Source organism: Thermostichus sp. MS-CIW-26, from assembly GCF_054059115.1.
The window spans coordinates 36,712-61,432 of record NZ_JBSSBV010000006.1 but is presented as its reverse complement, the minus strand read 5'-3'; the positions used below and the strand labels follow the sequence as shown (position 1 = coordinate 61,432).

The window sequence follows — 24,721 nt, the reverse complement described above, 5'->3', positions numbered from 1 at the left end:
TGTGTGTGGGCTCTCAAGAATTGGGCAGTGGCTCAAAGCGCATTCCCACCTTGAGCTGGCCGCCATTGACCAGGTCCCAAGCGGACTGTTCTTTTCTGCCAGGCAGTTGCGCCCGCCGGATCAATAGGGATCCCTCTCCGGTGGCTACATAGACTCCTTCTCCCCTGTCCAATCCCACCACCTCGCCAGGGCTGCCTTGGGGGAGATCGCCAGGGGGTGGGTGCAACTGAGGAGAGGCAGAGCGGACAATTTTGATCCGCTGCCCCCTCAAACTGGTGAAACAGTTGGGGGAAAAGGCGCGGATTTGGTTGTGCAAGGCCTGGGCAGGGCGCTGCCAGTCGAGGTGAAAGTCTTGTTTTTTGAGCAAAGGGGCGTAGGTTGCCCGGGATCCGTCCTGAGGGATGGGGGTGAGTTCGCCTTTCTCCAATTTCAGGAGTGTTTCCACCAAGAGTTCTGCCCCCAGTTGAGCCAGTTGGGGTGCCAATTCTAGGCTGGTTTGCTCTGGCCCAATGGGTAGCTTGGCCTGGAGCAGGATGGCCCCCGTATCCATTCCCTCATCCATGAGCATGGTGGTCACGCCGGTCTCGGTTTCTCCGTTGGCAATAGCCCACTGGATGGGGGCAGCGCCACGATAGGCGGGCAGGAGGGATCCATGCACATTCACACAGCCCAGCTTGGGCATCTGCAACACCGTCAGGGGCAAGATCTGGCCGTAGGCCACCACCACAAACACATCGGCGGCCAGGGCCTGCAAAGCTGCCAGCACCTCTGCATCCCGCCGCAAGCGGACAGGCTGCCACACAGGGATCCCGTGGGCCTGGGCGAGAACCTTGGTAGGGGGGGGAAGCACCTTTTGTCCCCGTCCCTGGGGCCGATCCGGCTGGCAGACCAATCCCACCACTTCAAAGGGGGACTGCGGCTGCAACAGGATCTGCAGCGAAGGCAGGGCAAACTCTGGCGTGCCGAAAAAAACAACCCGCATGGCCAACCCCAACGAGCACTGTCCTTCAGAATACGCTCAGCCAGCGGCTGCAAACGCTCGGCTACTTACTATCTCCTCCGTCAACTGACACCCGGAGATTCAGTCTGGGAGGCAGGAGAAGGGGGTGGCGGCTTATCCAGCGGAGAGATTTCTCTCTCTGAGATGGGGGATCGCCCGGTCAAGGGCACCTGCGGGGCCTGCCAAAAGGCGGGCTGTTTGAGATCGAACTCCTGGCTCCAGGCCGGGAAAAAGGAGCCCAGTTTTTGCCCGGAAAGCCGCAGCCGTTGCAAAAAAGTCCATTCCAGACGGGTCAAGGCTCGCCGCAGAAAATCCTTAGCCCAAGCCGGATCCGGAGCTTCTGCCGCCTGCAAGTTCACCTGCAAGAGGCCCAGCTTGGGATGGAAATGAACCCGTGCTTGGATCCCTTCTGGACGCAACAGGTAATTCAGTACCTGCTGGATGGCTACCCCATCCCCCCGCTGAGCGCGATACAGAGGGCTGTTGGGGTTGGGCTGGGGCTGATAGCGCCACTCGCGGTGCCATTCCGGGATCCCTTCATTGGCCAGAAAGCCAAAAAGCTCCACCTGACGTTGCCTGTGGGTCAGCGCCATGTGCTCCAAGGCCGGCGAGAGGCTCTCCAGCAAAGCATCCGGCTCAGGCAAGGGATCCCCCTCTAGGCGCAGCAACAGGCGGTGGCCGGAAAGCCGCGCTTGTACCTGGAGATAACCCAACCCCAGGGATCCCAGGGCTTTTTGCAGATCGGCCAAAATGGCGGGCAGAGGAGCCTGGACATCCAAAGAATCACTCACCGACAAAAGATCCTCAACAAGCCGTAACTCAACCTAGCCAATTTCCAAGGTTGCTTGGATCCCTGGGATCGCCGGCCAAGATGGCCAGATCCATTCACCTCAGTTGCTAGACCCCCAGGATCAGGCGAGCTGCAGCGAACTGAGTTAACCTCAGCAACGGCTACAGCCCATAGAAATCCGGCCCGGATCCCTCGTAGCTGGGGTTGACCCGCAAGTTTAAGTGGGGACAGATGATCTCGCAGGTGCGGCACTGGATGCAGTTTTCCAAAGACATGGCATGGGAGCGGATGCCATTTTGGTCGCGGATGTGGTGTACCTCTGCTGTGCAGTCGGCAACGCAGGGGGTGGGGCGATTCAGCTTGTCGTAGGCGGCGATGCACCGGCGGCAGGTTTCGGCGTCGAACTCCAGGATGTGACGGTTACCCTCGGGGTAGCGGGGATCCGCGAAAAAAACCGCATCGGGCCGCGAGAAATAGCCCGGTCGAGCGGCCAATTCCTGGGGAGCCAAGGTTGTGGGGGCCACAAAATCCGCTTGAATGGCAGCGTGGGGGGCCACATAGCCTCGCGGGGGTGGCTCGCTGGGGCTGACCCGCCCGGTGAGCAGGGTGTAGGCGCGCAGAGTTTCTCGTCCGCGGCGAACGGGATCCTGTAAACCCCAGCGCAGGGATCCCAGCCAGGGGTGGCCGGCATCGACGCTGCGGCACACCTGAGGTAAGTATTCTTCCAGCAGGCGGGAGTTTTCCAAAAAAGCCTCGCGGAAGTAGCGGCTGCGGTAGAGGTTTTGCCCCACTGCACTTTCCATCACCGCCTTTTGGTAGTCGGTTTGGATGCGCAGATCCCCTTTCAAGAAGCCATCGTGAATGAGGCCCGCCGCCAGATAGCCGGTTTCCATGGCATTATCCACCCCGGCCAAGCTACCCACATCCAACACCCCCAGCGCATCCCCCAACAGCAGGGCTCCCTCAACGCCAAACCGGGTGGGCAGGCTGTGGTAGCCCCCTTCGGGAATCACGGCAGCCCCGTACTTGAGCAACTTGCCGCCGGCAATCAGGGACTGGATCCAGGGGTGAGCCTTGAACTCCTGCAGACGCTGCTGGGGGTTAAGGTTGGGGTTCCTGCTGTCGAGGCCGATGATCAGACCTAAGGCCAGGCGATTGTCTTTGAGGCCATAGACAAAGCCCCCGCTGAAGCTGCCATCCAAAACCGGGTAGCCCAAGGTATGCCACACCTGCCCCTGCCGGGACTGGGGGATCTGCCACACCTCTTTGACCCCCACCGACCACAGTTGCGGGTTGGGGCGCAGTTGAAACTTCTCGATGAGATCTTTGGAAATGAAGCCTTTGTCGCCGAAACAGGTGAGTTCGGCAAAGATGCAATCTTCGTACACTTGGCCGGAATCGCTCGCCCGCACCCCAATCACCCGCTCCCCGTCGTAGAGGATTTCATGGGCGGCAAAGCCAGGGAACACATCCAGGGTAACGTTCGGGATCCCTTTGGCTTTTTCCTGCAGGGTTTCGGCCAGCCAACGGATGACGTGGCTGAGGGTGAGAATGAACTGCCCCTGCTTGCGAAATCCCGGCGGGATCACCGCTTCCGGCAGATCCCAGCGCTGTTGGGATCCCAGCACGCTCAAGTGATTGGCTTCCACCCGGCCTTCGTGGGGAAATCCTTGGCTTTCAAAATCGGGGAAGAGCTTGGCGATCACTTGGAGGTTGCAGATGGCGCCACTGACGATGTGACCGCCGAATTGGCGGGCTTTTTCCAAAATGGCGATGGAGATTCTTAGCCCGGATAGCTTGGCCAAATCCAAAAGGCGATGGGCCAAGATCAAGTTGGAGGAACTCCCCCCCACCAACAGAAGGTCGTAGCGGATGGCTTCACTCATCCTCTCCACGCGGTAGCTCCGGATACGCTGCCTGTATCTTAAAAAGGGGAGGGGAGAAAGAGGGCAAAACTTTAGACCTTCTCAAGCCTCTGGTGCGAGCCCCCAGCAAGATGATCGTCGTCGGCCTAATGTCGGGCACTTCGGTAGACGGGATCGATGTAGCCATCGTCCACCTGGAGGGTGACGATCCCCTACAGTGGGAGTTAATGCATTTCCAGACGATCCCCTATTCCCCAACGCTGCGGGCAGAGATTTTGCGGGCTGCGGATCCCAAAACCGGCACGGTAGATCACATCTGCACCTTGAACTTTCGCTTGGGTCGAGCTTTTGCGGCAGCGGCCTTGCAAGGGATCCAGGCGGCCCATCTTACCCCCCAACAGATCGATCTCATCGGCAGCCATGGCCAAACCCTTTGGCATAACCCCAGTGGGCCAGAAGCTTCGACTTTGCAAATCGGTGAAGCTGCGGTGATTGCCGAGCTGACCGGGATCCCGGTGGTGAGCAATTTTCGGGCGCGGGACATGGCGGCAGGAGGTCAAGGCGCACCTTTGGTAGCTTTTGTGGATTGGCTGCTGTTGAGGCATCCCCACCTTCATCGTGTGGCCCAGAACATCGGCGGTATTGCCAACCTTACCTATCTCCCCAGCCTCTACAGTGGGGGATCCCCCTTGGCTTTCGACACCGGCCCCGGCAATGTTTTGATTGATTTGGCGGTGATGCGGGCCAGTCAGGGACATCAAGCCTTTGATCGCGACGGAAAATGGGCTGCCCAAGGCCAAGTCCACTGGGAAAAAGTTGCAGAATGGATGCGGGATCCCTATTTTCAAAAGGCACCGCCCAAAACCACTGGTCGGGAGTATTTTGGATCCCTTTATTTGGAGCAAATTTGGACCCAATTTATATCTGCTCACGACTGTATTGCCACCCTCACAGGGTTTACGGCCTGCTCCATTGCCCAAGCCTATAGGGACTTTTTGCCCGCGACCCCAGATCAAGTTATTCTCAGCGGTGGCGGCACCCAAAACCCTGTTCTCATGCAACTGCTGCAGGAGCAACTGCCGACCACAACCCTGTTGACTTCCGACCAAGTGGGGATCCCTTCTAAGGCCAAAGAGGCCCTTGCCTTCGCGGTATTGGCCTATAAAACCTGGCAAGGTGAGACCAATAATCTACCGGAAGCAACTGGGGCAAGACATGCTGCCATCTTGGGCCAAATCACACCCTCTTGTCGTAACCAGTCCTAACTCATCTGTATCGTTATCTCCAACAAGCTTGAGCCATTCCTCATACTCCCGAGGAAAGAGAAATGTCCGGAATTGCGGCGGAGCCTCTGCCGAATCCAGATCTCGCTAGGATGTCACGCAAGGCTGAGAAAAGCGATAAAGTTACCTTGCCAAGATCTATCTGAGAAAAGCGATAAAGTTACCTTGCCAAGATCTATAAATCAAAAGCCCTAGTTCTTATGAAGGATCGTCCTCTGCCTCCACTTCTGCTGGCAATCATGATTTTTAATTTCTTCATTCTCTTTGGCTGTAGTGTTGTCCGGCATCACCTGTTTCAGTCTGGAGGATATGATCTTGGCATCTTCGACCAATCCATCTATCTAATCAGTCGGGGAGAGGTTCCGTTTTCGACCATTCGAGGGATCCACATCTTGGGAGACCACGCAGCCTTTATTCTCTATCCCATCAGCTTTTTGTACCGCATTGTCCCCTCGGTCTATTGGCTATTTGGGCTCCAATCCCTGGCGTTAACCTTGGGAGCATTGGCTATTTATCACCTTGCACTTCAGGCCAAGGTCGATCCCAGCCAAGTGATGGTGATTGCCACAGCCTATCTTCTCTATCCGGCCATTTTTAACGCCAACCTTTTTGATTTTCATCCAGAGGTTTTGGCCGTTCCCCTTTTCTTGGCGGCTGTGCTCTGCATTCGCTCTGGAAAATTGTGGGGATTCCTTCTCTGTTTGAGCGGCATCCTCGGCTGTAAAGCAGTGTTGTCTCTCAATGTTGTCGCCCTGGGAGCCTGGCTGTTGCTTTGGGAAAGAGGACGAATTCAAGAACGCTGGCAATGGCGCTGCCAAGTGGGCGGCTGGACGGCAATTGCAGCAGGATCAGCTTGGTTTGGGATAGCCACTTTTGGGATCATCCCTTACTTCAGCGGCAGCGAGCCGGCAGCCGTTTCTCATTACGACTATCTAGGGAATTCTGTTGCGGAAATTGTTCAAGGTTTAATCTTGAGACCGATGTTGGTTTTGAGCAAAGTCTTCTCTCTGGACACCCTGTTTTATGGATTTTTATTGGTTGCGCCTTTGGCTTGGGGTCTCTCTTGGCGGCATTGGGATCCCTGGATCCCTGCCCTGCCTACCCTGGGTTTGAATATACTCTCCAGCAACCCCACCTATCGAGATCTGGTGCATCAGTACGCTTTGCCTATCGTTCCTTTCTTGTTCTTGGCCGTCATCGAGAATGTGAAAAACCATCCCTTGCAGAGCCATTTTATAAAAGATGGAAAACTGCCCCTGATCTGGTCTTCGCTGGCCTTTTTGGCCTTGGGGAAATACACCTTTTTCGGCTCGATTTATCTCAGCTCCCTGGACACTTGGCAGGCAACCCGACAGGCTCTTGCCCAGATCACCACCCAAGGGGGCGTCCTCACCACCCACGAGATCAGCCCTCACCTCACCCAGCGACCTGTAATCTACTTTACAGACGAGGGCCGCTTCAATGGATCCCCGCCCTCTCAGTGGGATCCCTTTGATTATGTGTTGCTCAACACCCGTCATCCGGGGTGGCGCAGCACTCCAGAGTTCTCCCGCATCCTGATCGAAGCTTTACAGAAGGAAACCCAGTTTCAGCTTCTGTACCATCAAGATGGGGTGTATTTGTTCTCTAGGTTACGAAAAGACCTCTAAGAATCGCATAAGAATCGCAATTCTAAGGACTGCAGACTACTTTATTGGCACTTGATCTAATTGAATCTAATTGACTTAAACCAAGTCTTCTTCTCGTTGCAACAAATGATTAAGAAACTGCTGCTTCAATCTAACTAAAGAAATTGTTTACACTTGCAAGGCTTAATCTGAGCTTAGTCTTCTCTTAACTTCAAGCCACTAACTTTGTAGTGCCTATCCTCATGCGCGAATAGAGTAGCGCAGGGGTTAGGTGCTGTTTTATAAGACTCGCCAAGTTTCTAAACAAAACTTGTCAAGACAAGAGGAGAAGTCAACGTAAACTACCCGACACCCGCGCTACGCGCAGGGTGCAGGCTTTATCCCAATCCCTAGCGGCCCCAGAGGACAGCTAAGTTTCGGAATTTCAGGCGAGTTTACAGTCGCCCCAAGGAGAGAGATTACTTGAGCAGCGTTATGGTCAGCATCCCCTTCCCACCCACAATGTCCACACTTGAACGACTTGCCATTGCGGTAGGACTTACCCCGCTCAGGGTGGATGTGCAGGCATTTATGGCAGGTCTGACTGGTGTAGGCAGGCGGCACCAGCACCACAGACACCCCAGCAATGGCAGCCTTGTAGGCTACAAACATCCTGAGCTGGTAGAACGCCCAGTTGTTAGTCCTGCGCCGCTCAGCCTTACTTCGAGACTTCTGATTCAGGCAATCTCTGATGCCTGTCAAGTCTTCAAAAGCCAGTGCCGCACCAATAGCCTGGGCATCCCTGACCAAGGTTTTGCTGATGTTATGGTTCAGCCATGTCTGGTAGCGCCGTTCTCTCCCAGAGAGCCTTCTCAGCAGCCTCCTAGAGCTGCGAGTGCGTTTGGATTGAACCTTGGCGCGTACACGGCTGAACCGGTCACGGACGGCCTGGATGTGTTCTCCACTCCAAGAGCGTCCGTTGCTAGCGGTGGCGATATCCCGCCTGCCCAAGTCAACTCCGATTACCTTGGGAGTTTTGCCGGTTGGGGGAGTGTCCAGCTCAACAGCGATGTTGATGTAGTAGTCCCCTTGCTTGGTCTTGGACAGGGTTGCACTTGTTGGCTCCTGGCCTAGCAGAAGCGCTATCTGGTAACCACCGATCTTGAGCTTGAGCCAAACCCGTCCGCTCATCAGGGTCACGCCCACGGCTTGGTCGGACTCTCGGTACTTAAAAGTACGAGCGTCCAAAGTCAGACTGGTGGGGCGGAACTTGTGGACTTGCTTCACCGCCTTGGCATTGCTAATCACCCGACGGAGCGCCTGACAGACGTGGTTGGCTTTCAGCCCCGTTGCTGCCCTTACCGGCCGATAGACCAAGTGGTGCAGCTTGGCGGTGTTCCAGCAGTTCTTTTGTTTGGCGGTGTCGAGAATCTGGTTGCAAGCATTCGCAAAGCCCTGCAAAGTGCGGTCAATTTCTTGACGCAACTCTTGTGGGACTATCAGCTTGCAACGTACAGAGATAGTCTGGCTCATGGGCTTATTGTAGTTTATCCAGACTTTTGACCAGCAAACCTATATGGAGGAGGGCTTTCCTCCCGACACCAAGCCTGCGGCTATGGTGCGGGCCTCCAGCCCGAAAATTTGGTGAGTATCCATTCGCATGGCCCTAAGCTTCGTCCTGGAGACGAGCCTATGTGTAACCACTCTCCCAACCCCACTTTCAGCAGCATCCTGGAGAGCCGTTTGCAGCGGCGTCAAGTGTTGCAGGGGGGAATTGCTGCAGCGGTGGCCACCTTTTTTGGCTTGCCTACGCTGAACAGTGCTTCCAAATCGGCAAAAGCCGCCAGTGGCAGTGCTTTGCTGGGCTTCAAGGCAATTCCTGTGAGCGCGGAAGACAAACTGGTGGTGCCCGAAGGCTACACTGCCCGACCGCTGCTGGCTTGGGGTACTCCCATCACCGGCACCTATCCACAGTTCAAGCTGGAAAACACCGGTGCCGAGCAGGGAATGCAGGTGGGTACCCACCACGATGGCATGCACCTCTTCCCCATCGAAGGGAAGGATCCCTGGCAGGGCAGCTCCACCGAGGGTTTGCTGGTGTTTAACCACGAGTACGTTGAGCCTCGGTTTATGCATGCTGCGGCTGTGGGCCAGAAGCTGGATTCCGACCTGTATCCCACCAATCCTGACGGCACCCGCGATCCCGATCAGGTGCTGAAAGAGCTGAATGGCCACGGGGTGAGCATTGTCCACATCAAGCAGCAGGGAGACGGCAGTTGGGAAGTGGTGCGGGATCGCCTCAACCGCCGCATCACCGGTCTTACCCTCATGGAGATCCACGGCCCGGTGCGGGGATCCGACTTTGTGAAAACCAAGTTCAGCCCCGAAGGCACGATGACCCGTGGCACCCTGAACAACTGCGCCCACGGCGTCACTCCCTGGAATACCTACCTTACTTGTGAGGAGAACTGGGCGGGCTACTTCAGCAACACCAGCAAAGGCCCCGACCAAAAGCCCAACCTGCCCCGGGAGCACAAGCGCTACGGCGTAAGCACCGAGACTTCCCGCTACGGCTGGGAGCTGGCCAGCAACAAGGCGGACGAGTTCATCCGCTTCAATGCCACCCCCACCGCTGCGGATGCCACTCAAGACTACCGCAATGAGCCCAACACTTTTGGCTGGGTGGTGGAGATCGATCCCTTTGATCCCAGCAGCACTCCCAAGAAGCGCACCGCTCTGGGCCGCTTCGCCCACGAAGGCGTGGTGTTTCAGCCGCCGGTGGAAGGCCAGCCGATTGTGGCCTATATGGGGGACGATGCCCGCTTTGAGTACATCTACAAGTACGTCTCTGCCGAGCCCTACCGCAAGGAAACGGCGGGCGGACATCTGTTGGACAATGGCACCCTGTATGTGGCCAAGTTCAACGAAGATGGCACGGGCGAGTGGCTGCCGCTGGTGTTTGGGAAAAACGGCCTGACCCCGGAAAACGGCTTCACCAGCCAAGCAGACGTGTTGGTGAATACCCGCACGGCGGCGGATTTTGTCGGCGCCACCAAGATGGATCGGTCCGAGTGGGGAGCGGTGGATCCGCAAACCCGCATGGTCTACTTCACCCTGACCAACAACAGCCGTCGGGAACAAGACCAGGTGAACGCTGCCAACCCCCGTCCCAAAAACAAGTGGGGTCACATCATCCGTTGGAAGGAAGCCAACGACCGGCCTCAAGCCACCCGTTTCGAGTGGGATCTCTTTGTCTTGGCCGGGCCGCCTGAAGATAGCCGCAAGCTATCGGGCCAGCCCCTCAATGAAGACAACATCTTCAACTCTCCCGATGGTCTGTGGTTCGATGCCAGCCGTCGCCTCTGGATCCAGACCGACACCAGCGACAGCAATCTCAACCAAGGGGATTTTGCTCCTTTTGGCAATAACCAAATGTTGGCTGCCGATCCGGATACAGGGGAAATTCGCCGCTTCTTGACCGGGCCGATTGGGCAAGAGATCACCGGTGTGGTCACCACTCCCGATCAGCGCACCATGTTCATCAACGTGCAACATCCGGGAGCCAGAACCAGCGAGGACGACTTTGCCGCCGGCAAGATCCTCTCCCGCTGGCCCGACTACGACCCCAATCTCTACCCCCGCTCGGCGGTGGTGGTGATCACCAAAAATGACGGCGGGATCATCGGTACCTAGTTGTCTCTGAGGCCGTCAGCCCATAAAACCCAGCGGCAGGGATCCTTCATCTCTGCCGCTTTCTCGCACTCATAGTCGCTTCAGGTTAGGTTGAGACGCCAGGGCTACGAGGAATTAATCCCACAGGTTTAAATCCGTCACTGCCCCCAGGCTGCTGCTGGAGACCAGCTTGGCGTACTTGGCTAGGGTGCCCCGTTTGTAGCGAGGCTCAGGAGGAGACCAGCGGGCGCGGCGGCGGGCCAGCTCTTCTTCGATCACATGCAAGTGCAACTGGCGAGCCGGGGCATCAATGGTGATAAGATCCCCTTCCTCCACCAGGGCAATCGTGCCCCCCACATAGGCTTCGGGAGCCACATGGCCCACTACCATGCCGTAGGTGCCGCCGGAGAAGCGGCCATCGGTGATCAGGCCAACGCTATCCCCCAAGCCGGCGCCGATGATGGCCGAAGTGGGCGAGAGCATCTCCCGCATGCCGGGGCCACCTTTGGGGCCTTCGTAGCGGATGACCACCACATCCCCTGCTCGGATCTGGCCGGAGAGGATGGCCTGCAGGCAGGACTCCTCTGAATCGAAGACCCGCGCCGGCCCGGTAATTTTCGGGTTCTTGACGCCGGTAATCTTGGCTACTGCCCCTTCGCTGGCCAGGTTTCCCTTGAGAATGGCTAGGTGCCCTTGGGGATACAGGGGGCTGTGCCAAGGGCGGATCACCTCCTGATCCGGGCTAGGCTCGTCCGGCACATCCCGCAGGACTTCGACGATGGTCTGGCCGGAGATGGTGAGGCAGTCCCCGTGCAGCAGGCCGTGGTTGAGCAGCATTTTCATCACCTGGGGGATCCCGCCGGCCCGGTGCAGGTCGGTGGCCACAAACCGCCCTGAAGGCTTGAGATCGCAGAGGACAGGCACGCGAGCACGAATGGTCTCGAAATCATCTAGCGTCAGGGGCACTTCTGCCGCATGGGCAATGGCCAGAAAGTGGAGCACGGCGTTGGTGGATCCCCCTACGGCCATGATCACCGAGATGGCATTTTCAATGCTTTTGCGGGTGATGATATCTCGCGGGCGGATGTTGGCTTTGATGGCCTCTGCCAAGACCTTGGCCGATTGGGCTGCACTTTCGGCTTTCTCTTCGTCTTCTGCAGCCATGGTGGAGGAGTAGGGCAGGCTCATCCCCATGGCCTCAAACGCGCTGGACATGGTGTTGGCCGTGTACATGCCGCCGCAGGATCCGGCACCGGGACAGGCATGGCGCTCCACCGCCAGCAGCTCTTCCTCGGAGATGCGCCCGGCACTGAACTCCCCCACCGCTTCAAAGGCGCTGACGATGGTGAGGTCGCGGCCATTGTAGTGACCCGGCTTGATGGTGCCGCCGTAGACGAAGATCGAGGGTACATTGAGGCGGGCCATGGCGATCATCGCCCCCGGCATATTCTTGTCGCAGCCGCCAATGGCCAAGAGGCCATCCATGCTCTGGCCGTTGACCACCGTCTCGATGGAATCGGCAATCACTTCCCGCGACACCAGCGAGTATTTCATCCCCTCCGTGCCCATCGAGATGCCGTCGCTAATGGTGATGGTGCCGAACACCTGGGGCATACAGCCCGCCGTTCTCAAAGCCGCCTCCGCCCGCTCCGCCAGAGTTTGGATCCCCATGTTGCAGGGGGTGAGGGTGCTGTGGGCGTTGGCAATGCCGACGATGGGCTTGCCGAAATCTTCGTCGCGAAAGCCCACGGCCCTGAGCATGGCGCGGTTGGGGGAGCGCTGTACTCCCTGGGTAACCACTTGGCTGCGCAGCGGGAAAGGGGAATTGGCCATCATTGCAAGAGGAAACCGGGACGAAGTAGGGAGAGGAGAAAAGGGGTAGAACTCATCCTACCGCGTTTCTTCGGGGGAACATGAGCTTTCCCGGAAAGAGGGATCCAAACCAAATCTGAAGCAACTCTGTAAGTTGTCTGCACCTGCGCCAGGAATCGGCCAGCCTACCTAATAGAAGGGATCCCAGGTTCCAATCGCGTTAGCGAGACCGAGTCAAGACATGGGGGCCAGGGATCCTGGGTGTTGGTGTTTCCCCTTCGTGTTGGCGAAGCCTCGTATGGTTCTCAGCTCTCCTCTCCCCTCGCCTGCAGTGCCCAGCAGTGCCGACCGCGTTAGCGGGACGGAGTCCTCACGGGAGATGTTGCGGGATGTGCTCACCCTCTCCCGTCATGTTTTACAGCAGTTTGGCAGTTTTACGGCAGAGGCCCAAGACTTCAGCGCCCTGATGAACCGCATTGCCCTGGCCGGCAAGATGATCGCCCGGCGGCTGAGTCAGGCAGGACTGATCGAAGGGGCGCTGGGGGTTACCGGCAGCGTCAATGTCCAAGGGGAAGAACAGCAACAGATGGACGACTACGCCAACCGGGCCTTCATTCGCGCTTTGGAGCAAACGGGCCTGGTGTGTCGGCTGGTCTCGGAAGAGATGAAAACCCCGGCTCGCCTGCCGGAAAACTGCTCCCTCAGCCGCCTGGCCCTGATGATCGATCCCCTGGATGGATCCTCCAACATTGACGCCAACCTCAGCGTCGGCTCCATCTTCTCCGTCCTTCACCCTCTTGAGGATCGCCCGGAAGCGGACAACCAAGACCTGCTGCAACCGGGCCGTCGCCAACTGGCTGCGGGATATATTCTCTACGGCCCCAGCACCCAATTGGTCTATTCCGTCGGCAAGGGGGTACACGGTTTTACGTTGGATCCCAGCTTGGGGGAATTTATCCTCTCCCGCAGCGACATCCGCATTCCTGAACGCGGTTCCGTCTACAGCCTCAACGAGGGCTATTTCTGCCACTGGAGCGAAGGGATCCAAAACTTCGTTCGCTATGTCCACCGCCGCGATGGCTACGTCTCCCGTTACAGCGGCGCTTTGGTGGCGGATTTTCACCGCATTCTGCTCCAGGGCGGAGTTTATCTCTATCCCGGCACCCAGAAAAAACCGGAGGGCAAGCTGCGCCTGATGTACGAGGCCAACCCCCTGGCTTTTCTGGCCGAGCAGGCGGGCGGGGCAGCCACCACCGGCACCGAGGCCATTCTGGACATCGTTCCCCAATCTCTCCACCAACGGGTGCCCCTCATCATCGGCAGCCGTGAGAATGTGGCCGAAGTGCTGCGCTGCCTGGAAGGTTCTCTGACCCCCTAGCCCCTCCTTTCCCCAACCCTATCCACCCAAGCTGAACCGACTTTATGGTGACCCTGGCTGAAAACCCCCTCCGCGTTGGTCTCAACCAAGAGCGCATTCCGGATCCCTGTATTGTGGTGCAGTTTGGCGCTTCTGGGGATCTGGCCGCCCGCAAGCTGCTCCCGGCCTACTACCGGCTGTTTGGGCAGCGGCGGCTGCCGCCGGAGTTTACTTTGGTGGGGGTGGCCCGCCGCGATTGGACTCACGAGGTTTATCGGGAAAAGATGCGGGCTGCCGTGCAGGAGTTTGCCCCCCAGGACTTGGGGCCGGAGGCCCTCTGGCAGGACTTCGCCAGCCGCCTGTTCTATTGCCGCCTCGATATCGGAGATGCTGAGAGCTATCTGCGCCTAAAGCAGCTGCTCAGCCAGCTGGACGAAGAGCGGGGCACCCGCGGCCACCGAGTGTTCTATCTGGCGGTGGCGCCGGACTTCTATGCCCAGGCCATCCAACAGCTGGGGGCAGCTGGCATGGTGGCCGATCCGACCAAAACGCGGGTGGTGATCGAAAAGCCCTTTGGCCACGACCTCACCTCGGCCCAGGAACTCAACCGCCTTGTGCAGCGAATTTGCCAGGAAGAGCAGATCTACCGCATTGATCACTACTTGGGCAAAGAGACGGTGCAAAACCTGCTGGTCTTCCGCTTTGCCAACGCCATTTTCGAGCCTCTCTGGAACCGCAACTACATCGACCATGTGCAGATCACCGTGGCGGAGACGGTGGGGGTGGAGGATCGGGCCGGCTACTACGACACTGCCGGCGCCCTGCGAGACATGGTGCAAAACCACCTAATGCAGATCTATTGCCTGACGGCCATGGAGCCACCTGTCTCACTGCGCAGCGATGGGGTGCGCAACGAAAAGACCAAGGTGCTGCAGGCCACCCGCCTAGCGGATCCCCGCAATGTGGCAGCCGCAGCGGTGCGGGCGCAGTACGGCCCTGGCTGGATTGCCGGCAAGCCGGTGCTGGGCTATCGGCAGGAGCCCAATGTCAATCCCCAGTCCAAAACCCCCACCTACGTCGCTCTGAAACTGGAGTGTGATACTTGGCGGTGGAAGGGGGTGCCCTTCTACTTGCGCACTGGGAAACGCCTGCCCAAGAAGGTTTCGGAGGTGGCCATTCACTTTAAGCAGGTGCCCCTTTCCCTGTTCCAATCGGCAGCTCGGGAGGTGAGTCCCAACATCCTGGTACTGCGCATCCAACCCAATGAGGGCATCTCGTTGCGCTTTGAGGCCAAGATGCCGGGGCCAGAGATCCGCACCCGCTCGGTGGATATGGATTTCCGCTATGGGACGGCTTTTGGAGCGAGTACACCGGATGCTTACGATCGCCTGCTCCTGGATTGTCTGCTGGGGGATCCAACGCTGTTCACCCGTGCCGATGAGGTTGAAGCGGCCTGGCGGGTGGTGACGCCGGTGTTATCGGCCTGGGAGTCTGAGCCCGGCAGCGGCAATGGCGGCGGTGCTGCACCGCCTCTGTTCACCTATGAGGCCGGCACTTGGGGGCCAAAGGCTGCCGAAGATCTGCTCACCCAATCGGGGCGGCGGTGGCGGCGCCTCTGATTTGGCTGCTCTCGGCTGGTAAACCATGGCCTATCCACCTCTGTGTAAGCCGGGGCACCCTCAGCAACAGGCAGAAGAGTTCCTGAAGTTTCAAGCCAAGAAGAAGAACGTGGTTGTCGTGGAAGTATCGGAAGCGTACACCAGCAAAACCTGTACCAAGTGCGGGCACATCCACACTAAGTTGGGTGGCGCAAAGGTGTTTAGATGCCCAAAGTGCGACCACAGGCTACCACGAGATTGGCAAGGCGCTCTGGGTGTTATGCTCAGAGCTTTGCGGGATACCGCCTTTCTGTTTGGACTCCGTCCCGCTAACGCGGTCGCGTCAGCATCGCGTAGTGACAACGGAAACGGACAGAATGCTATCGCTTCACCGCTGAGCAGTAATGCTCAGCAGTGTTCAGCGTAAATGTATCAGCATGAGCAGCTCAAGAGCCCTTTCAAATGGCCGCTGCAGAAGAGAACACCAAGACGTAGGGATCCCCGGCTGTTGCAGCTAACATGGGCATGGCCTGTTTATTGCGTGGGTATCATGCCGCCACTGTTGTTCCGGTTATCCGTCCGGCCCTGGCGAGCCTTGTCGGTGGGCCTGGCAGTTGTGTTGGGGATGGGAGGGTGGAGCTCTGCCCAGGCCCAGGTGTTGCTGCACATCCCTTTGCCCAATGGGGGCTTGATGCAGGCCCAAGCGCTACAACTGGCCACCGACTCGCTGCGGCTGGCCCAGTTTGGTCAAACGGAAGAAGCGCTGCGCCGCCTGCAACTGGCCGTGGCCATGGTGCCCAACTCCTCAGAGCTGCTCTATGTTTTGGGCAACGTCCACCTAGAACTGGGGGACTTGGAGCAGGCGATTGCCTCGTTGCAGAAGGCCCGCGCCCTGTCTCCTCAAGATGGGGCTGTTCTCTACTCGCTGGGATCGGCTTATTTGCGGCAGGGCAGCTACTTTGCCGCTGCTGAAACCCTGGAACGAGCTGTGGCCCTGCAACCGGATAACCCCAACGCTCGCTTCCAACTGGGCAATGCCTACCTCATGCTGGATCGGTGGGATGCGGCCCGGCAGGAATATGAGAAGACCTTGGAGTTGGATTCCGCCTATTGGCCGGCCATGAACAACATGGGCTTGGTGGACTATGAGCAGGGGGATCTCGACGCCGCCATCGATCGCTGGGAACGCACGATAGAGATGAACAATGCCGTAGCAGAGCCCTATTTGGCCCTGGCGACTGCCCTCTACATTCGGGGAGAAACCGAACGGGCTGAGGAACTGGGGGCAAAGGCCATGCGCTTGGATCCCAACTACGCCCGCCTGCAGGTGTTGCGGGAGAACCTGTGGCGAGAAAACCTGCTGCGAGATGTGCAGATCCTCCTGCGCACCCGCCCTGTTGCAGAAGCTCTGCAGCAAGCCGCTATCGAGCAGTTCAACCGGCGGATGGGCCTCTCAGAATAGATTCAGGATAGATTTAGGAATTGACAGTGGGAAGTTCTGCAGGGGATCCCTTGAGAACTCGTGCCTGAAACTTGGCCCGAATCCGCTCGGCAATCCCGGCACTGTTCAAGCCTAGTTCTGCCAAGGATTCCTCGGGGGTGGCGTGCTCCACCCACACATCCGGCACCCCCAAGCGCAACAAGGGCACTGCCAGGTCGGCGTCGAGCAGGGCTTCGGCCACTGCCGAGCCAAACCCACCCATGAGGCAACCTTCTTCCACCGTCACCACCAAGCGGCTCTGTTCGGCCAAAGGCAGGATCAGCTCAGTATCCAGAGGCTTGGCGAAGCGGGCATTGACCACCGTGGCTGAGATGCCGTGTTCTTTCAAGATCTCCGCCGCCTGCAGGCTGGGATGCACCATCGACCCATAGGCCAGGATCAGCACCTCGCCGCCGCTGCGCAACACCTCGGCTTTGCCGATGGGCAGGGGTTCCCATCCCTCTTCTGCCAGAGGCACCCCCACGCCAGATCCGCGCGGGTAACGCATGGCGATGGGGCCCTGGGTGTACTGGATCCCGGTCACCACCATGCGCTGCAGCTCCGCTTCATCTTTGGGAGCCATTAGCACCATTTCCGGAATGCAGCGCAGATAGGCGATGTCGTACATGCCTTGGTGGGTGGGGCCATCGGCTCCTACAACTCCCGCCCGATCCAAGCAAAAGAAGACCGGCAACTTTTGGATACAGACATCGTGGATGATCTGGTCGTAGGCCCGCTGCAAGAAGGTGGAATAAATGGCCACCACTGGCCGCATTCCCTCACAGGCCATGCCAGCCGCCAACGTTACAGCGTGCTGCTCGGCGATCCCCACATCCACAAACTGATCCGGCAGCTTTTCCTTGAGCTTATCCAGGCCAGTGCCCGTATCCATAGCGGCGGTGATGCCGATGATGCGGGGATCCCGCTCGGCCAGCTTGCAGAGGGCATGGCCAAAGACCTTGCTGTAGCTGGGGGGCTTGGGCTTGGTGGGCGGGTAGGGCTTGCCGGTGGCCAGGTCGAAGCGGGATTGGGCATGATACCCCACCTGTTCCGCTTCGGCAGGCGGGTAGCCCTTGCCTTTGACGGTAGCTACATGCACCAGTACCGGGCCGGAGATGCCGTGGGCCAACTCAAAGGCATCCAACAACTCCGCCAGGTTGTGCCCGTCCACCGGCCCCACGTAGGTAAAGCCCAGCTCCTCAAAGATAATGCCGGCTTTGTTGTTTTGCACAGCGGTAACCAGCTTCACCGTTTCCTTGAGGCGGTCAATTTCTGGGCTGAGGCTGGATCCCAGCAGGGGGAGATTCTTCAGTTGCTCTTCCAGGCTATCGGCCAAAAACTGCACCGGCGGGCTGAGGCGCAGGCGGTTTAAATAGCGAGGGATCGCTCCCACGTTGGGGGAAATGGACATGCCGTTGTCGTTGAGCACCACCATCAGGTTGGTCTTGGGCAGGTGCCCGGCGTGGTTGATGGCTTCGTAGGCCATGCCTCCGGTTAGGGCACCATCCCCAATGATGGCCACCACCTTGAAGTTGTCTCCCCGCCGATCCCGAGCGATGGCCATGCCCAAAGCTGCCGAGATGCTGGTGGAAGCGTGCCCCGCCCCAAAGTGATCGAAGCGGCTCTCGCTGCGCTTCAGGTAGCCGGAAATCCCCCCCTTCTGGCGCAATGTGTGGAAATTGTGGTACCTGCCGGTGAGCATTTTGTGGGCATAAGCCTGGTGCCCCACATCCCAGATCACCTTGTCTCGATCCAGATCGAGGGTCTTGTAGAGGGCCAAGGTCAGCTCCACCACCCCCAGCCCTGGCCCCAGATGACAGCCGACCGGGGAATTGGCAGCCGTCTGCAGATGTTTGTCGCGAATCTGGCGGGCTAGGCTGCGCAACTGGCTCAGGTTCAGGTTTCGGAGCTGGTTGGGATGAGTGATGTCACTCAGGTGCATAATGGACTCGTCCTTCCGGTGTGATCTCACTCTAATTCATTTTCAGGAGGGGTTTTGTAGCCCTCCCTCTCAAAACTTCAAGGAATGCAGGGATCCCCTCAATGCTGGGCCAAGGGCAGTGAGATCTTGAAAGGGGCACGCCAAGGAGCTTATTCAAGGGTTAGCCTCGCGTAAGGCCCTCGGTTGCTCCGGAGTTAAGGGCTAGGGCCCACTGCCGCGATGGTTTCTTCCTTTTTGTTAGCCATGAAAATCGCCGCCAACATCACCCAGCTCATCGGTCGCACCCCGCTGGTGCGGTTGAATCGGATCCCGCAATCGGAGGGGTGCCTGGCCGAGATCGTGGTGAAATTGGAGAGCTTTAACCCTGCCGCTTCGGTGAAAGACCGCATTGCCGTCAGCATGATCGAGGCTGCCGAACAGGCCGGTTTGATCACCCCCGGCAAGACCATCTTGGTGGAGCCCACCTCTGGCAATACCGGCATTGGCCTGGCCATGGCCGCTGCTGCCAAGGGTTACCGGCTCATCATCGTCATGCCTGAGAGCATGAGCCTGGAGCGGCGACTGCTGTTGAAAGCCTACGGAGCAGAGGTGCACCTGGCCAGTAGCGCCGGCGGCATGGGGGAAGCCATCTGGAAGGCTGAAGAGATCGTCCGCCGCACTCCCAACGCTTACATGTTGGGCCAGTTCACCAATCCCGCCAACCCCCGGATCCATGCCAGAACCACCGGCCCGGAAATTTGGGAAGATACCGATGGTCAAGTGGATATCCTGGTGGCAGGGGTAGGTACCGGCGGCACCATCACGGGGGCGGGCGAGTTTTTGAAGGGGAAAAACCCAGCCATTCGACTGGTGGCCGTTGAACCCAAGGCCAGTGCCGTCTTGAGTGGTGGACGGCCCGGCTTTCATCGCATTGAAGGGATCGGAGCGGGATTCGTGCCTGATGTGCTGCGGCGCGACCTGCTGGATGAGGTGATCCCAGTGGAAGATGAAGAGAGCATGGTCTACAGCCGTCGCCTGGCCAAGGAAGAAGGGATCCTCTCCGGCATTTCCACTGGGGCTGCCTTGGCGGGAGCCATCCAGGTGGGGCGGCGACCGGAAAACGCTGGCAAGCGGATTGTAATGATCCAGCCTAGTTTTGGGGAACGCTACCTGAGCACACCTCTTTTTCGCGACTTGGAGCGGGATTCCGATTCGAGATGACGATGATGCTGAGACTGCTGCCCTACAGGTCGCCCTGGCCCAGAGGGCGAGCTAGCATGGGTGAGAGTGACGTGGCGGAACGGCAGACGCGCTAGACTTAGGATCTAGTGCCGCAAGGCGTAAGGGTTCAAGTCCCTTCGTCCGCATGAGAATCCCCTACTTCCCCAGCCCCTTTCCCCCAAGAGGGCAGAAGTTCCCCCGGTCAACAGCAATGCTGACTGCCTTACGGTCGCTCGCCAGCAAGCCTAGGAGAGCCAAGGTGACAAAGCAAGCTCTCCCGCCGGCTAAAAGCAGACAGGGACACATCTCCCAGGCTAGAAGGCTTCTCGGTCCGCCTGCAGAGAAACTGGACTGGGTTGCTGCCACGAAAACCTTGGCTCTAGGCCGGAAAGATCACCTGCAGAATTTGCTCGGGGGCAATCGACTCCACCTTCCCATCGGCCCCCTTGACCGCCCGAAACGGCCCCTCTGAAGGCAGCAACCGCAGCGGGTCGGTGGGCCCAAACAACGCCACCAGCGGCGTCTGCACCGCCACCGCCAAATGCATGGGAGCGCTATCGGCGCACAACAGCAGCGTTGCCCCACCAATCAAGGCCGCCAGCTGCCCCAGCCGGACAGGACGGCTCACCGGCAGCTCCGGCAGTTGCGCCAGAAAGCCCTCCGCCAGCTGCTCATCCTCCGGCCCCACCACCAGCACCAACGGCAGCTCCGGCCGCTGCTCCCGAAAACCCTTGATGACCTTGACCCAGTTGGCAGAGGGATAGATCTTCTGAATTCCCTTCTCCTGCGACAGCTGGCTGGCCCCCGGATGCAACAGCACATAATCTTGAGCGGCATCCCCCAAAAGGCGCTTGCGTTCCTGCTCTGCCCACTCCAGGTCTGCTTTTTTCAGCCGAATCTGGGGCAACCCCGCCGGCGCAGCAATGCCAAACCCCTGCACCAGGTCGTGGTACATCTGGGCCGCATACTGGGCCGGCTTCAGGGGCACCGGGTCGGTCAGCCAAGGTCGCCCCGGCCCCGGCGGCGCATAGCCCACCCGCTTGGGAATGCCGGTCAGCCACAACAACAGCTTGACCCCCAAGCTTCGGCCCAGGCTCAGCACCCCGTCATACTGCCGCTCCCGAATGCGCCCCAGCAGGTCGCTGAGATCCCCCAACGACAGCTGTTCTTTGAACGGAAAAGTCAGCACCCGACTCACCGAAGGACAAACCTCGTAGGCAGCCGCCGCCCGCGGCTCCACCAGCACCTCCAGCTCCGCCTCAGGAAAGCGCTGCCGCAAACTGGCCAAGGTGGGAAAAAACAAAATCTGATCCCCAATCCCCCCCGGCACCAGAGCCAAAAGGCGGGGGGCCAAAGGCGCTGTGCCGCCAACTGCTCGAGAAGCCACCTGCATAAAGCATCCTGTAGAAAGCGGTATCCAGGGATCCCTGGCTCAGGACATCCCGCGCTTACTCTATCTCAGATTGCAGACCTTCAGGACAGGCTGGGCAGACCGGTTCCAGCCCCCTGCTGGCCCAGAGCGTTGTCTACCCAGGCTCTCATCCGCGATGATGGGCTGTGGCCGCCACCTTCTCCAAAGGCAGCACCATGACGGAGGAGCCGATTCCGCTGTTGGATTTGACGGGGCAGTACCGCGCTTTGGCCGGGCTGTTGCAGCCGCAGGTGGAAGCGCTGCTGGCCTCTGGCCAGTACATCGGCGGGGCGGCGGTGCAGCGCTTTGAGGAGCAGTTTGCCCAGTTTTTGGGGGGTGGCTCTTTGGAGGCCGTCGGCTGCAATTCCGGCACCGATGCCTTGGTGTTGGCTTTGCAGGCTTTGGGCATCCAGGCGGGGGATGAGGTGCTCACCAGTGCCTTCAGTTTTTTTGCCTCGGCTGCCGCCATCAGCCGGGTGGGGGCGCGTCCGGTGTTTGTGGATGTGGATCCGTGCACCTTTAACCTGGATCCGCAGCTGCTGGAAAGGAGCATCTCCTGCCGCACCAAGGCGGTGGTGGTGGTGCATTTGTTTGGGCAGGCGGCCAACATGACCCAGATTCTGGCTATTGCCCGGCGGCACGGCTTGGCGGTGGTGGAAGATTGTGCCCAGGCGGTGGGGGCCTGCTGGGGGGGCAGGCCGGTGGGCACTTGGGGGGAGGTGGGCTGCTTCAGCTTTTTTCCCAGCAAGAATCTGGGTGCGGCTGGGGATGGGGGGGCGGTGGTGACGCGGGATCCCCAACTGGCCAGGCGGGTGCGGGCGCTGCGGGAGCATGGGCAGACCCGTCCGTACCACCACGAGTATTTGGGTCTCAACAGTCGTTTGGATGCGCTGCAGGCGGTGATTCTCTCGGTGAAGCTGCCCCATCTGCGGGAGTGGAACTGGCGGCGGCAGGGGATTGCGGAGTGTTACCACCGCTTGCTGCAAGGGATCCCGGGTTTGATTCTGCCTCAGGTGGGGGTGGGGGGGAGCTCGGTGTGGCACCAGTACACGGTGCGGGTGGTGGGTTCTGAGGCGACGGATGGGCGGCGGCGGGACGATTTGCAGCAGGGTCTGAAGGAGCGGGGCATTGGCAGTCGGGTTTACTATCCTCTGCCGTTGCCGCTGCAGCCGGTGTACCGAGGGCTGGGCTACAGGCGGGGGGATCTGCCCAATGCCGAGCTATGTGCGGCTCAGGTGTTGTCTTTGCCGTGTTTTCCTGAGTTGACCACCTGTCAACAAGAGCGGGTGGCTGCGGCCATTGCTGAAATCCTCTCAGAAAAAACCTGCCCGTAGCACTGGTTATGGTGATTTCAAATTACACTGAAGCAGCTTGTAGATTCCAGACCTCTTTCTCCTTTGGAGAGGGGCCGGGGATGAAGGAGTGATGAGGGGACTGCGGTGTTGTGGAAACGAAGCCGAAAACTAGTTCCACTACTTCAACGGACGGGAAACCTGGGGATCTTCTCCTCAGAGCAGGAATCAAGGCGCCAGGTTCGTTTTCTGCGCCGCTTCCGCTTCACCCGTATTGGGGGGCGGTTTGTCGGGATCGCCCTGTTGGTAAGTATTGCTGCTTTCAACACCGGCAACAATCCCCTGTATTTGTTGCTGGGAATGCTGCTCAGCCTTATTCTCATCAGTGGCACCCTCTCTGATCTCACCCTCAAAGATCTGGAGGTCAGCCGGCAGTTGCCTAGCCGCATTTTCGCCGGCCAGCCTGTCTTAGTGGGTCTCACGCTGGTCAATCGCAAACGGCGCCTGCCCAGCTTCTCGTTGCAGGTGAGCGAACGCATTGAGGGGCTGAGGCGGGAAGATTGGCCTTCCAGCTATGTTTTGCGGGTGGATCCCGGTGCCAAGGTGGACACTTTTTACCAGCATACTTTTTCAAGGCGGGGAGCCTGGCAGTTGCAGGGTTTTGAAGTTGCCACCAGCTTCCCATTTGAACTCTTCCGCAAGGCGGTAGAGATTAGGGATCCCCAAACGGTGATCGTGTTTCCGCGGCTCGCCCCGGTTCAAGGATTGGCGCTGTGGGATCAGCTCAGCAGCGGCAACCAATTGCGCCCCCAGCCCGGTCGAGAGGGAGACTACCTGAGCTTACGGCCCTACCGACCCCACGACGATGTGCGTTCTGTCCACTGGAAGATCTCGGCCAAACGGGATCAACTGATCGTGCGGGAGTTGGAGCGTCCACGAGCCCAGGCCATCACCCTCTGTTTTGAAAACCGCTGGCAGCCCCAGAAAGAGAGGCCCGAGATCCATCGAGACAAGTTGGAGCGAGCTGTAGAGCGCTGTGCCGGGATCCTCTTCTACTTGATGCGAGAAGGTTACCCGGTAGCACTTGTTACGTTACAAGAGCGGACTCCTTTTGGGTCAGACCTGGCCCATCAAGATCACCTGCTGACCGTGTTGGCACGACTTACTTTTGTCGGGGATCCCCAGCTCAGCCCTCCACTGGAAAGAGAACCTGATCCCTCTGTCAAGTTTGACCTCACCCCTCAAGATCGCTGTGTGCTGCTGGCCCATCCCGACCAGGATGGAAAATCTGCCCCGGCCCATCTCATCCACACGGGATCGCTGTTGCAATTTATCCCAATTGAGTGAGCTTCAGACCCATTTTGATAGCAGGATCCATCTGAGATTGTTTGGAAAGCTTGGGCGCAGATCCTTGCAAAGCTTTAGGTTAAACTGCTGAAGAAGTGGTGGTTCACTGCTCCAACTTTTGTCGAAATTCTGGAATGGCCCGCCGCATTTGTCGATAGCCCTCCTGAATAATCGGATCTGCTTGATGAAAATCGAAGATCCCATACTGGCTCAGCTTGGGTTGTAAGAGCAAATCCGGCGGATGTTCGGCTAAAACACTGCGGGTAACGATTTGCTCCATCACGTTCAACGTCTTGCCAATAACGTCGAAAATATTGGGACCAGAGGGCTCATCTGGAAACCATTGGCTAATTTTTTCTTGGATCCCTTGTTGTAGGGATTGATAGCGTTTGCGAATGCGGGTGATGAAGTTGGCTTCTTCTTCGATCACTTCTCCTTCAGCATTCAAGCGCTGTCGCCGTTGAAGGGTTTCTTCCACCTCTGTTTCTTCCAGTTGCGACTCCACATCCGCGGGATCCACATGGTTGAGATTGACCGCAACAACAACATCGGCCCCCATCTCTCGCACCACCCGCACTGGCACCGGGTTGACAATGCCCCCATCTCCGAGATAGCGCCCTTCGTGGTGAAAGGGAGTGAAAATTCCTGGGATAGAGATGCTGGCCCGCACGGCATCTGCCATTTTGCCCGAACGCAACAGCACCTCCTGGCCTGTGATCAAGTTGGTAGCCACACAGCAAAAGGGGATCCCGGCCTCTTCAATACACAGCTCTTGCAAATGTTCTGTCAGCAGCTCATAATTTTGTTGCCATCCAGCAGGCCACAGGTGGGAAAGACCACATCAAACAAAGACAGGATCATCTTCCAGTTGAGATCTCGCACAAAGTCTTCCAGCTCATCCAGTTCTCCCGCTGCATAAATGGCTCCCACAAAAGCGCCAATGATCGTCCCAGCAATGTAGTCAACGGAGATCCCAGCCCGCTCTAGAGCTCGAATCACACCAATATGAGTCCATCCCCTCGCTCCGCCGCTGCCCGGTGCTAATCCCAGTTTTTTGCCCATGAT

General features: G+C 58.6%; 18 protein-coding genes and 1 pseudogene. 10 read left to right on the top strand and 9 right to left on the bottom strand.

The annotated features are described in order from the left end of the window. Nucleotides 1–13: 13 nt before the first annotated feature. The 3 genes from fmt to ACVWZU_RS03805 all read right to left on the bottom strand — a co-directional run bounded on the left by fmt (nt 14) and on the right by ACVWZU_RS03805 (nt 3,676). The gene (fmt, locus tag ACVWZU_RS03815; protein ID WP_457443451.1) at nt 14–982 is read right to left on the bottom strand and encodes a methionyl-tRNA formyltransferase; all 969 of its coding nucleotides are present in this window, start codon (nt 980–982) and stop codon (nt 14–16) included. Between the two features lie 80 nt (nt 983–1,062). Continuing rightward, entirely contained in the window at nt 1,063–1,791 is a 729-nt protein-coding gene (locus tag ACVWZU_RS03810) for a hypothetical protein (RefSeq protein ID WP_457443449.1), read from the bottom strand. Between the two features lie 160 nt (nt 1,792–1,951). After that, on the bottom strand, nt 1,952–3,676 hold the full coding sequence (locus ACVWZU_RS03805) for an electron transfer flavoprotein (RefSeq protein ID WP_457439520.1): 1,725 nt from the start codon (nt 3,674–3,676) through the stop codon (nt 1,952–1,954). A 110-nt stretch (nt 3,677–3,786) separates the two neighbouring features. Here ACVWZU_RS03805 and ACVWZU_RS03800 point away from each other — a divergent pair, with 110 nt between their 5' ends. Beyond that, a complete protein-coding gene (locus ACVWZU_RS03800; RefSeq protein ID WP_457443447.1) occupies nt 3,787–4,920 on the top strand; it encodes an anhydro-N-acetylmuramic acid kinase in 1,134 nt (377 codons plus the stop codon). A gap of 218 nt (nt 4,921–5,138) precedes the next feature. Continuing rightward, on the top strand, nt 5,139–6,587 hold the full coding sequence (locus ACVWZU_RS03795) for a DUF2079 domain-containing protein (RefSeq protein ID WP_457443445.1): 1,449 nt from the start codon (nt 5,139–5,141) through the stop codon (nt 6,585–6,587). A 336-nt stretch (nt 6,588–6,923) separates the two neighbouring features. Here the strand turns inward: ACVWZU_RS03795 and ACVWZU_RS03790 are convergent, their stop codons facing one another. Further along, nucleotides 6,924–8,078, bottom strand: a complete 1,155-nt coding sequence (locus tag ACVWZU_RS03790) for an RNA-guided endonuclease InsQ/TnpB family protein (RefSeq protein WP_457443443.1) — start codon at nt 8,076–8,078, stop codon at nt 6,924–6,926. 159 nt (nt 8,079–8,237) lie between these two features. Here ACVWZU_RS03790 and ACVWZU_RS03785 point away from each other — a divergent pair, with 159 nt between their 5' ends. Next, a complete protein-coding gene (locus ACVWZU_RS03785; RefSeq protein ID WP_457443441.1) occupies nt 8,238–10,238 on the top strand; it encodes a PhoX family protein in 2,001 nt (666 codons plus the stop codon). Nucleotides 10,239–10,352: 114 nt separating this feature from the next. Here ACVWZU_RS03785 and ilvD read toward each other — a convergent pair whose 3' ends face one another. Further along, entirely contained in the window at nt 10,353–12,050 is a 1,698-nt protein-coding gene (gene ilvD, locus ACVWZU_RS03780) for a dihydroxy-acid dehydratase (RefSeq protein WP_457441978.1), read from the bottom strand. 358 nt (nt 12,051–12,408) lie between these two features. On the opposite strand from ilvD, the gene fbp reads away from it, so the two are divergent. From fbp to ACVWZU_RS03760, 4 genes and pseudogenes are all read left to right on the top strand, one after another. Beyond that, nucleotides 12,409–13,407: a class 1 fructose-bisphosphatase gene (gene fbp, locus ACVWZU_RS03775; RefSeq protein ID WP_457441979.1), complete on the top strand. Its 999-nt coding sequence runs from the start codon at nt 12,409–12,411 to the stop codon at nt 13,405–13,407. A gap of 44 nt (nt 13,408–13,451) precedes the next feature. Then, nucleotides 13,452–15,005, top strand: a complete 1,554-nt coding sequence (gene zwf / locus ACVWZU_RS03770; protein ID WP_457443439.1) for a glucose-6-phosphate dehydrogenase — start codon at nt 13,452–13,454, stop codon at nt 15,003–15,005. 73 nt (nt 15,006–15,078) lie between these two features. Next, nucleotides 15,079–15,411, top strand: a pseudogene (locus tag ACVWZU_RS03765) (zinc ribbon domain-containing protein); the annotation flags it as partial. Between the two features lie 123 nt (nt 15,412–15,534). After that, nucleotides 15,535–16,446 carry a tetratricopeptide repeat protein gene (locus tag ACVWZU_RS03760; RefSeq protein WP_457443437.1) on the top strand — a complete coding sequence of 304 codons (912 nt, stop codon included), beginning with the start codon at nt 15,535–15,537 and terminating at the stop codon, nt 16,444–16,446. Nucleotides 16,447–16,459: 13 nt separating this feature from the next. Here the strand turns inward: ACVWZU_RS03760 and dxs are convergent, their stop codons facing one another. Beyond that, the gene (gene dxs, locus ACVWZU_RS03755; RefSeq protein ID WP_011433570.1) at nt 16,460–18,406 is read right to left on the bottom strand and encodes a 1-deoxy-D-xylulose-5-phosphate synthase; all 1,947 of its coding nucleotides are present in this window, start codon (nt 18,404–18,406) and stop codon (nt 16,460–16,462) included. Nucleotides 18,407–18,649: 243 nt separating this feature from the next. On the opposite strand from dxs, the gene cysK reads away from it, so the two are divergent. After that, complete coding sequence (gene cysK / locus ACVWZU_RS03750) at nt 18,650–19,606, top strand: cysteine synthase A (protein WP_011433569.1); 957 nt, start codon at nt 18,650–18,652, stop codon at nt 19,604–19,606. Nucleotides 19,607–19,985: 379 nt separating this feature from the next. Here cysK and ACVWZU_RS03745 read toward each other — a convergent pair whose 3' ends face one another. Continuing rightward, nucleotides 19,986–20,999 (bottom strand): glycosyltransferase family 9 protein, encoded by a 1,014-nt coding sequence (locus tag ACVWZU_RS03745; protein ID WP_457443435.1) that lies wholly within the window; start codon nt 20,997–20,999, stop codon nt 19,986–19,988. A gap of 194 nt (nt 21,000–21,193) precedes the next feature. Here ACVWZU_RS03745 and ACVWZU_RS03740 point away from each other — a divergent pair, with 194 nt between their 5' ends. Together ACVWZU_RS03740 and ACVWZU_RS03735 are read left to right on the top strand one after the other, a co-directional pair. Next, complete coding sequence (locus ACVWZU_RS03740) at nt 21,194–22,351, top strand: DegT/DnrJ/EryC1/StrS family aminotransferase (RefSeq protein WP_457443486.1); 1,158 nt, start codon at nt 21,194–21,196, stop codon at nt 22,349–22,351. Nucleotides 22,352–22,612: 261 nt separating this feature from the next. Then, nucleotides 22,613–23,656 (top strand): DUF58 domain-containing protein, encoded by a 1,044-nt coding sequence (locus tag ACVWZU_RS03735; protein ID WP_414398416.1) that lies wholly within the window; start codon nt 22,613–22,615, stop codon nt 23,654–23,656. A gap of 103 nt (nt 23,657–23,759) precedes the next feature. Here the strand turns inward: ACVWZU_RS03735 and ACVWZU_RS03730 are convergent, their stop codons facing one another. Together ACVWZU_RS03730 and ACVWZU_RS03725 are read right to left on the bottom strand one after the other, a co-directional pair. Next, the gene (locus ACVWZU_RS03730; protein WP_457384958.1) at nt 23,760–24,434 is read right to left on the bottom strand and encodes a patatin-like phospholipase family protein; all 675 of its coding nucleotides are present in this window, start codon (nt 24,432–24,434) and stop codon (nt 23,760–23,762) included. A gap of 8 nt (nt 24,435–24,442) precedes the next feature. Then, nucleotides 24,443–24,718: a patatin-like phospholipase family protein gene (locus ACVWZU_RS03725; protein WP_457384957.1), complete on the bottom strand. Its 276-nt coding sequence runs from the start codon at nt 24,716–24,718 to the stop codon at nt 24,443–24,445. Nucleotides 24,719–24,721: the final 3 nt, after the last annotated feature.

What these genes read in the sequence shown, in the direction of transcription:
- fmt (WP_457443451.1), bottom strand. Translation starts at nt 982, where the DNA reads ATGCGGGTTGTTTTTTTCGGCACGCCAGAGTTTGCCCTGCCTTCGCTG.
- ACVWZU_RS03805 (WP_457439520.1), bottom strand. Translation starts at nt 3,676, where the DNA reads ATGAGTGAAGCCATCCGCTACGACCTTCTGTTGGTGGGGGGGAGTTCC.
- ACVWZU_RS03800 (WP_457443447.1), top strand. Translation starts at nt 3,787, where the DNA reads ATGATCGTCGTCGGCCTAATGTCGGGCACTTCGGTAGACGGGATCGAT.
- ACVWZU_RS03795 (WP_457443445.1), top strand. Translation starts at nt 5,139, where the DNA reads ATGAAGGATCGTCCTCTGCCTCCACTTCTGCTGGCAATCATGATTTTT.
- ACVWZU_RS03790 (WP_457443443.1), bottom strand. Translation starts at nt 8,078, where the DNA reads ATGAGCCAGACTATCTCTGTACGTTGCAAGCTGATAGTCCCACAAGAG.
- ACVWZU_RS03785 (WP_457443441.1), top strand. Translation starts at nt 8,238, where the DNA reads ATGTGTAACCACTCTCCCAACCCCACTTTCAGCAGCATCCTGGAGAGC.
- ilvD (WP_457441978.1), bottom strand. Translation starts at nt 12,050, where the DNA reads ATGGCCAATTCCCCTTTCCCGCTGCGCAGCCAAGTGGTTACCCAGGGA.
- fbp (WP_457441979.1), top strand. Translation starts at nt 12,409, where the DNA reads ATGTTGCGGGATGTGCTCACCCTCTCCCGTCATGTTTTACAGCAGTTT.
- zwf (WP_457443439.1), top strand. Translation starts at nt 13,452, where the DNA reads ATGGTGACCCTGGCTGAAAACCCCCTCCGCGTTGGTCTCAACCAAGAG.
- ACVWZU_RS03760 (WP_457443437.1), top strand. Translation starts at nt 15,535, where the DNA reads ATGCCGCCACTGTTGTTCCGGTTATCCGTCCGGCCCTGGCGAGCCTTG.
- dxs (WP_011433570.1), bottom strand. Translation starts at nt 18,406, where the DNA reads ATGCACCTGAGTGACATCACTCATCCCAACCAGCTCCGAAACCTGAAC.
- cysK (WP_011433569.1), top strand. Translation starts at nt 18,650, where the DNA reads ATGAAAATCGCCGCCAACATCACCCAGCTCATCGGTCGCACCCCGCTG.
- ACVWZU_RS03745 (WP_457443435.1), bottom strand. Translation starts at nt 20,999, where the DNA reads ATGCAGGTGGCTTCTCGAGCAGTTGGCGGCACAGCGCCTTTGGCCCCC.
- ACVWZU_RS03740 (WP_457443486.1), top strand. Translation starts at nt 21,194, where the DNA reads ATGACGGAGGAGCCGATTCCGCTGTTGGATTTGACGGGGCAGTACCGC.
- ACVWZU_RS03725 (WP_457384957.1), bottom strand. Translation starts at nt 24,718, where the DNA reads ATGGGCAAAAAACTGGGATTAGCACCGGGCAGCGGCGGAGCGAGGGGA.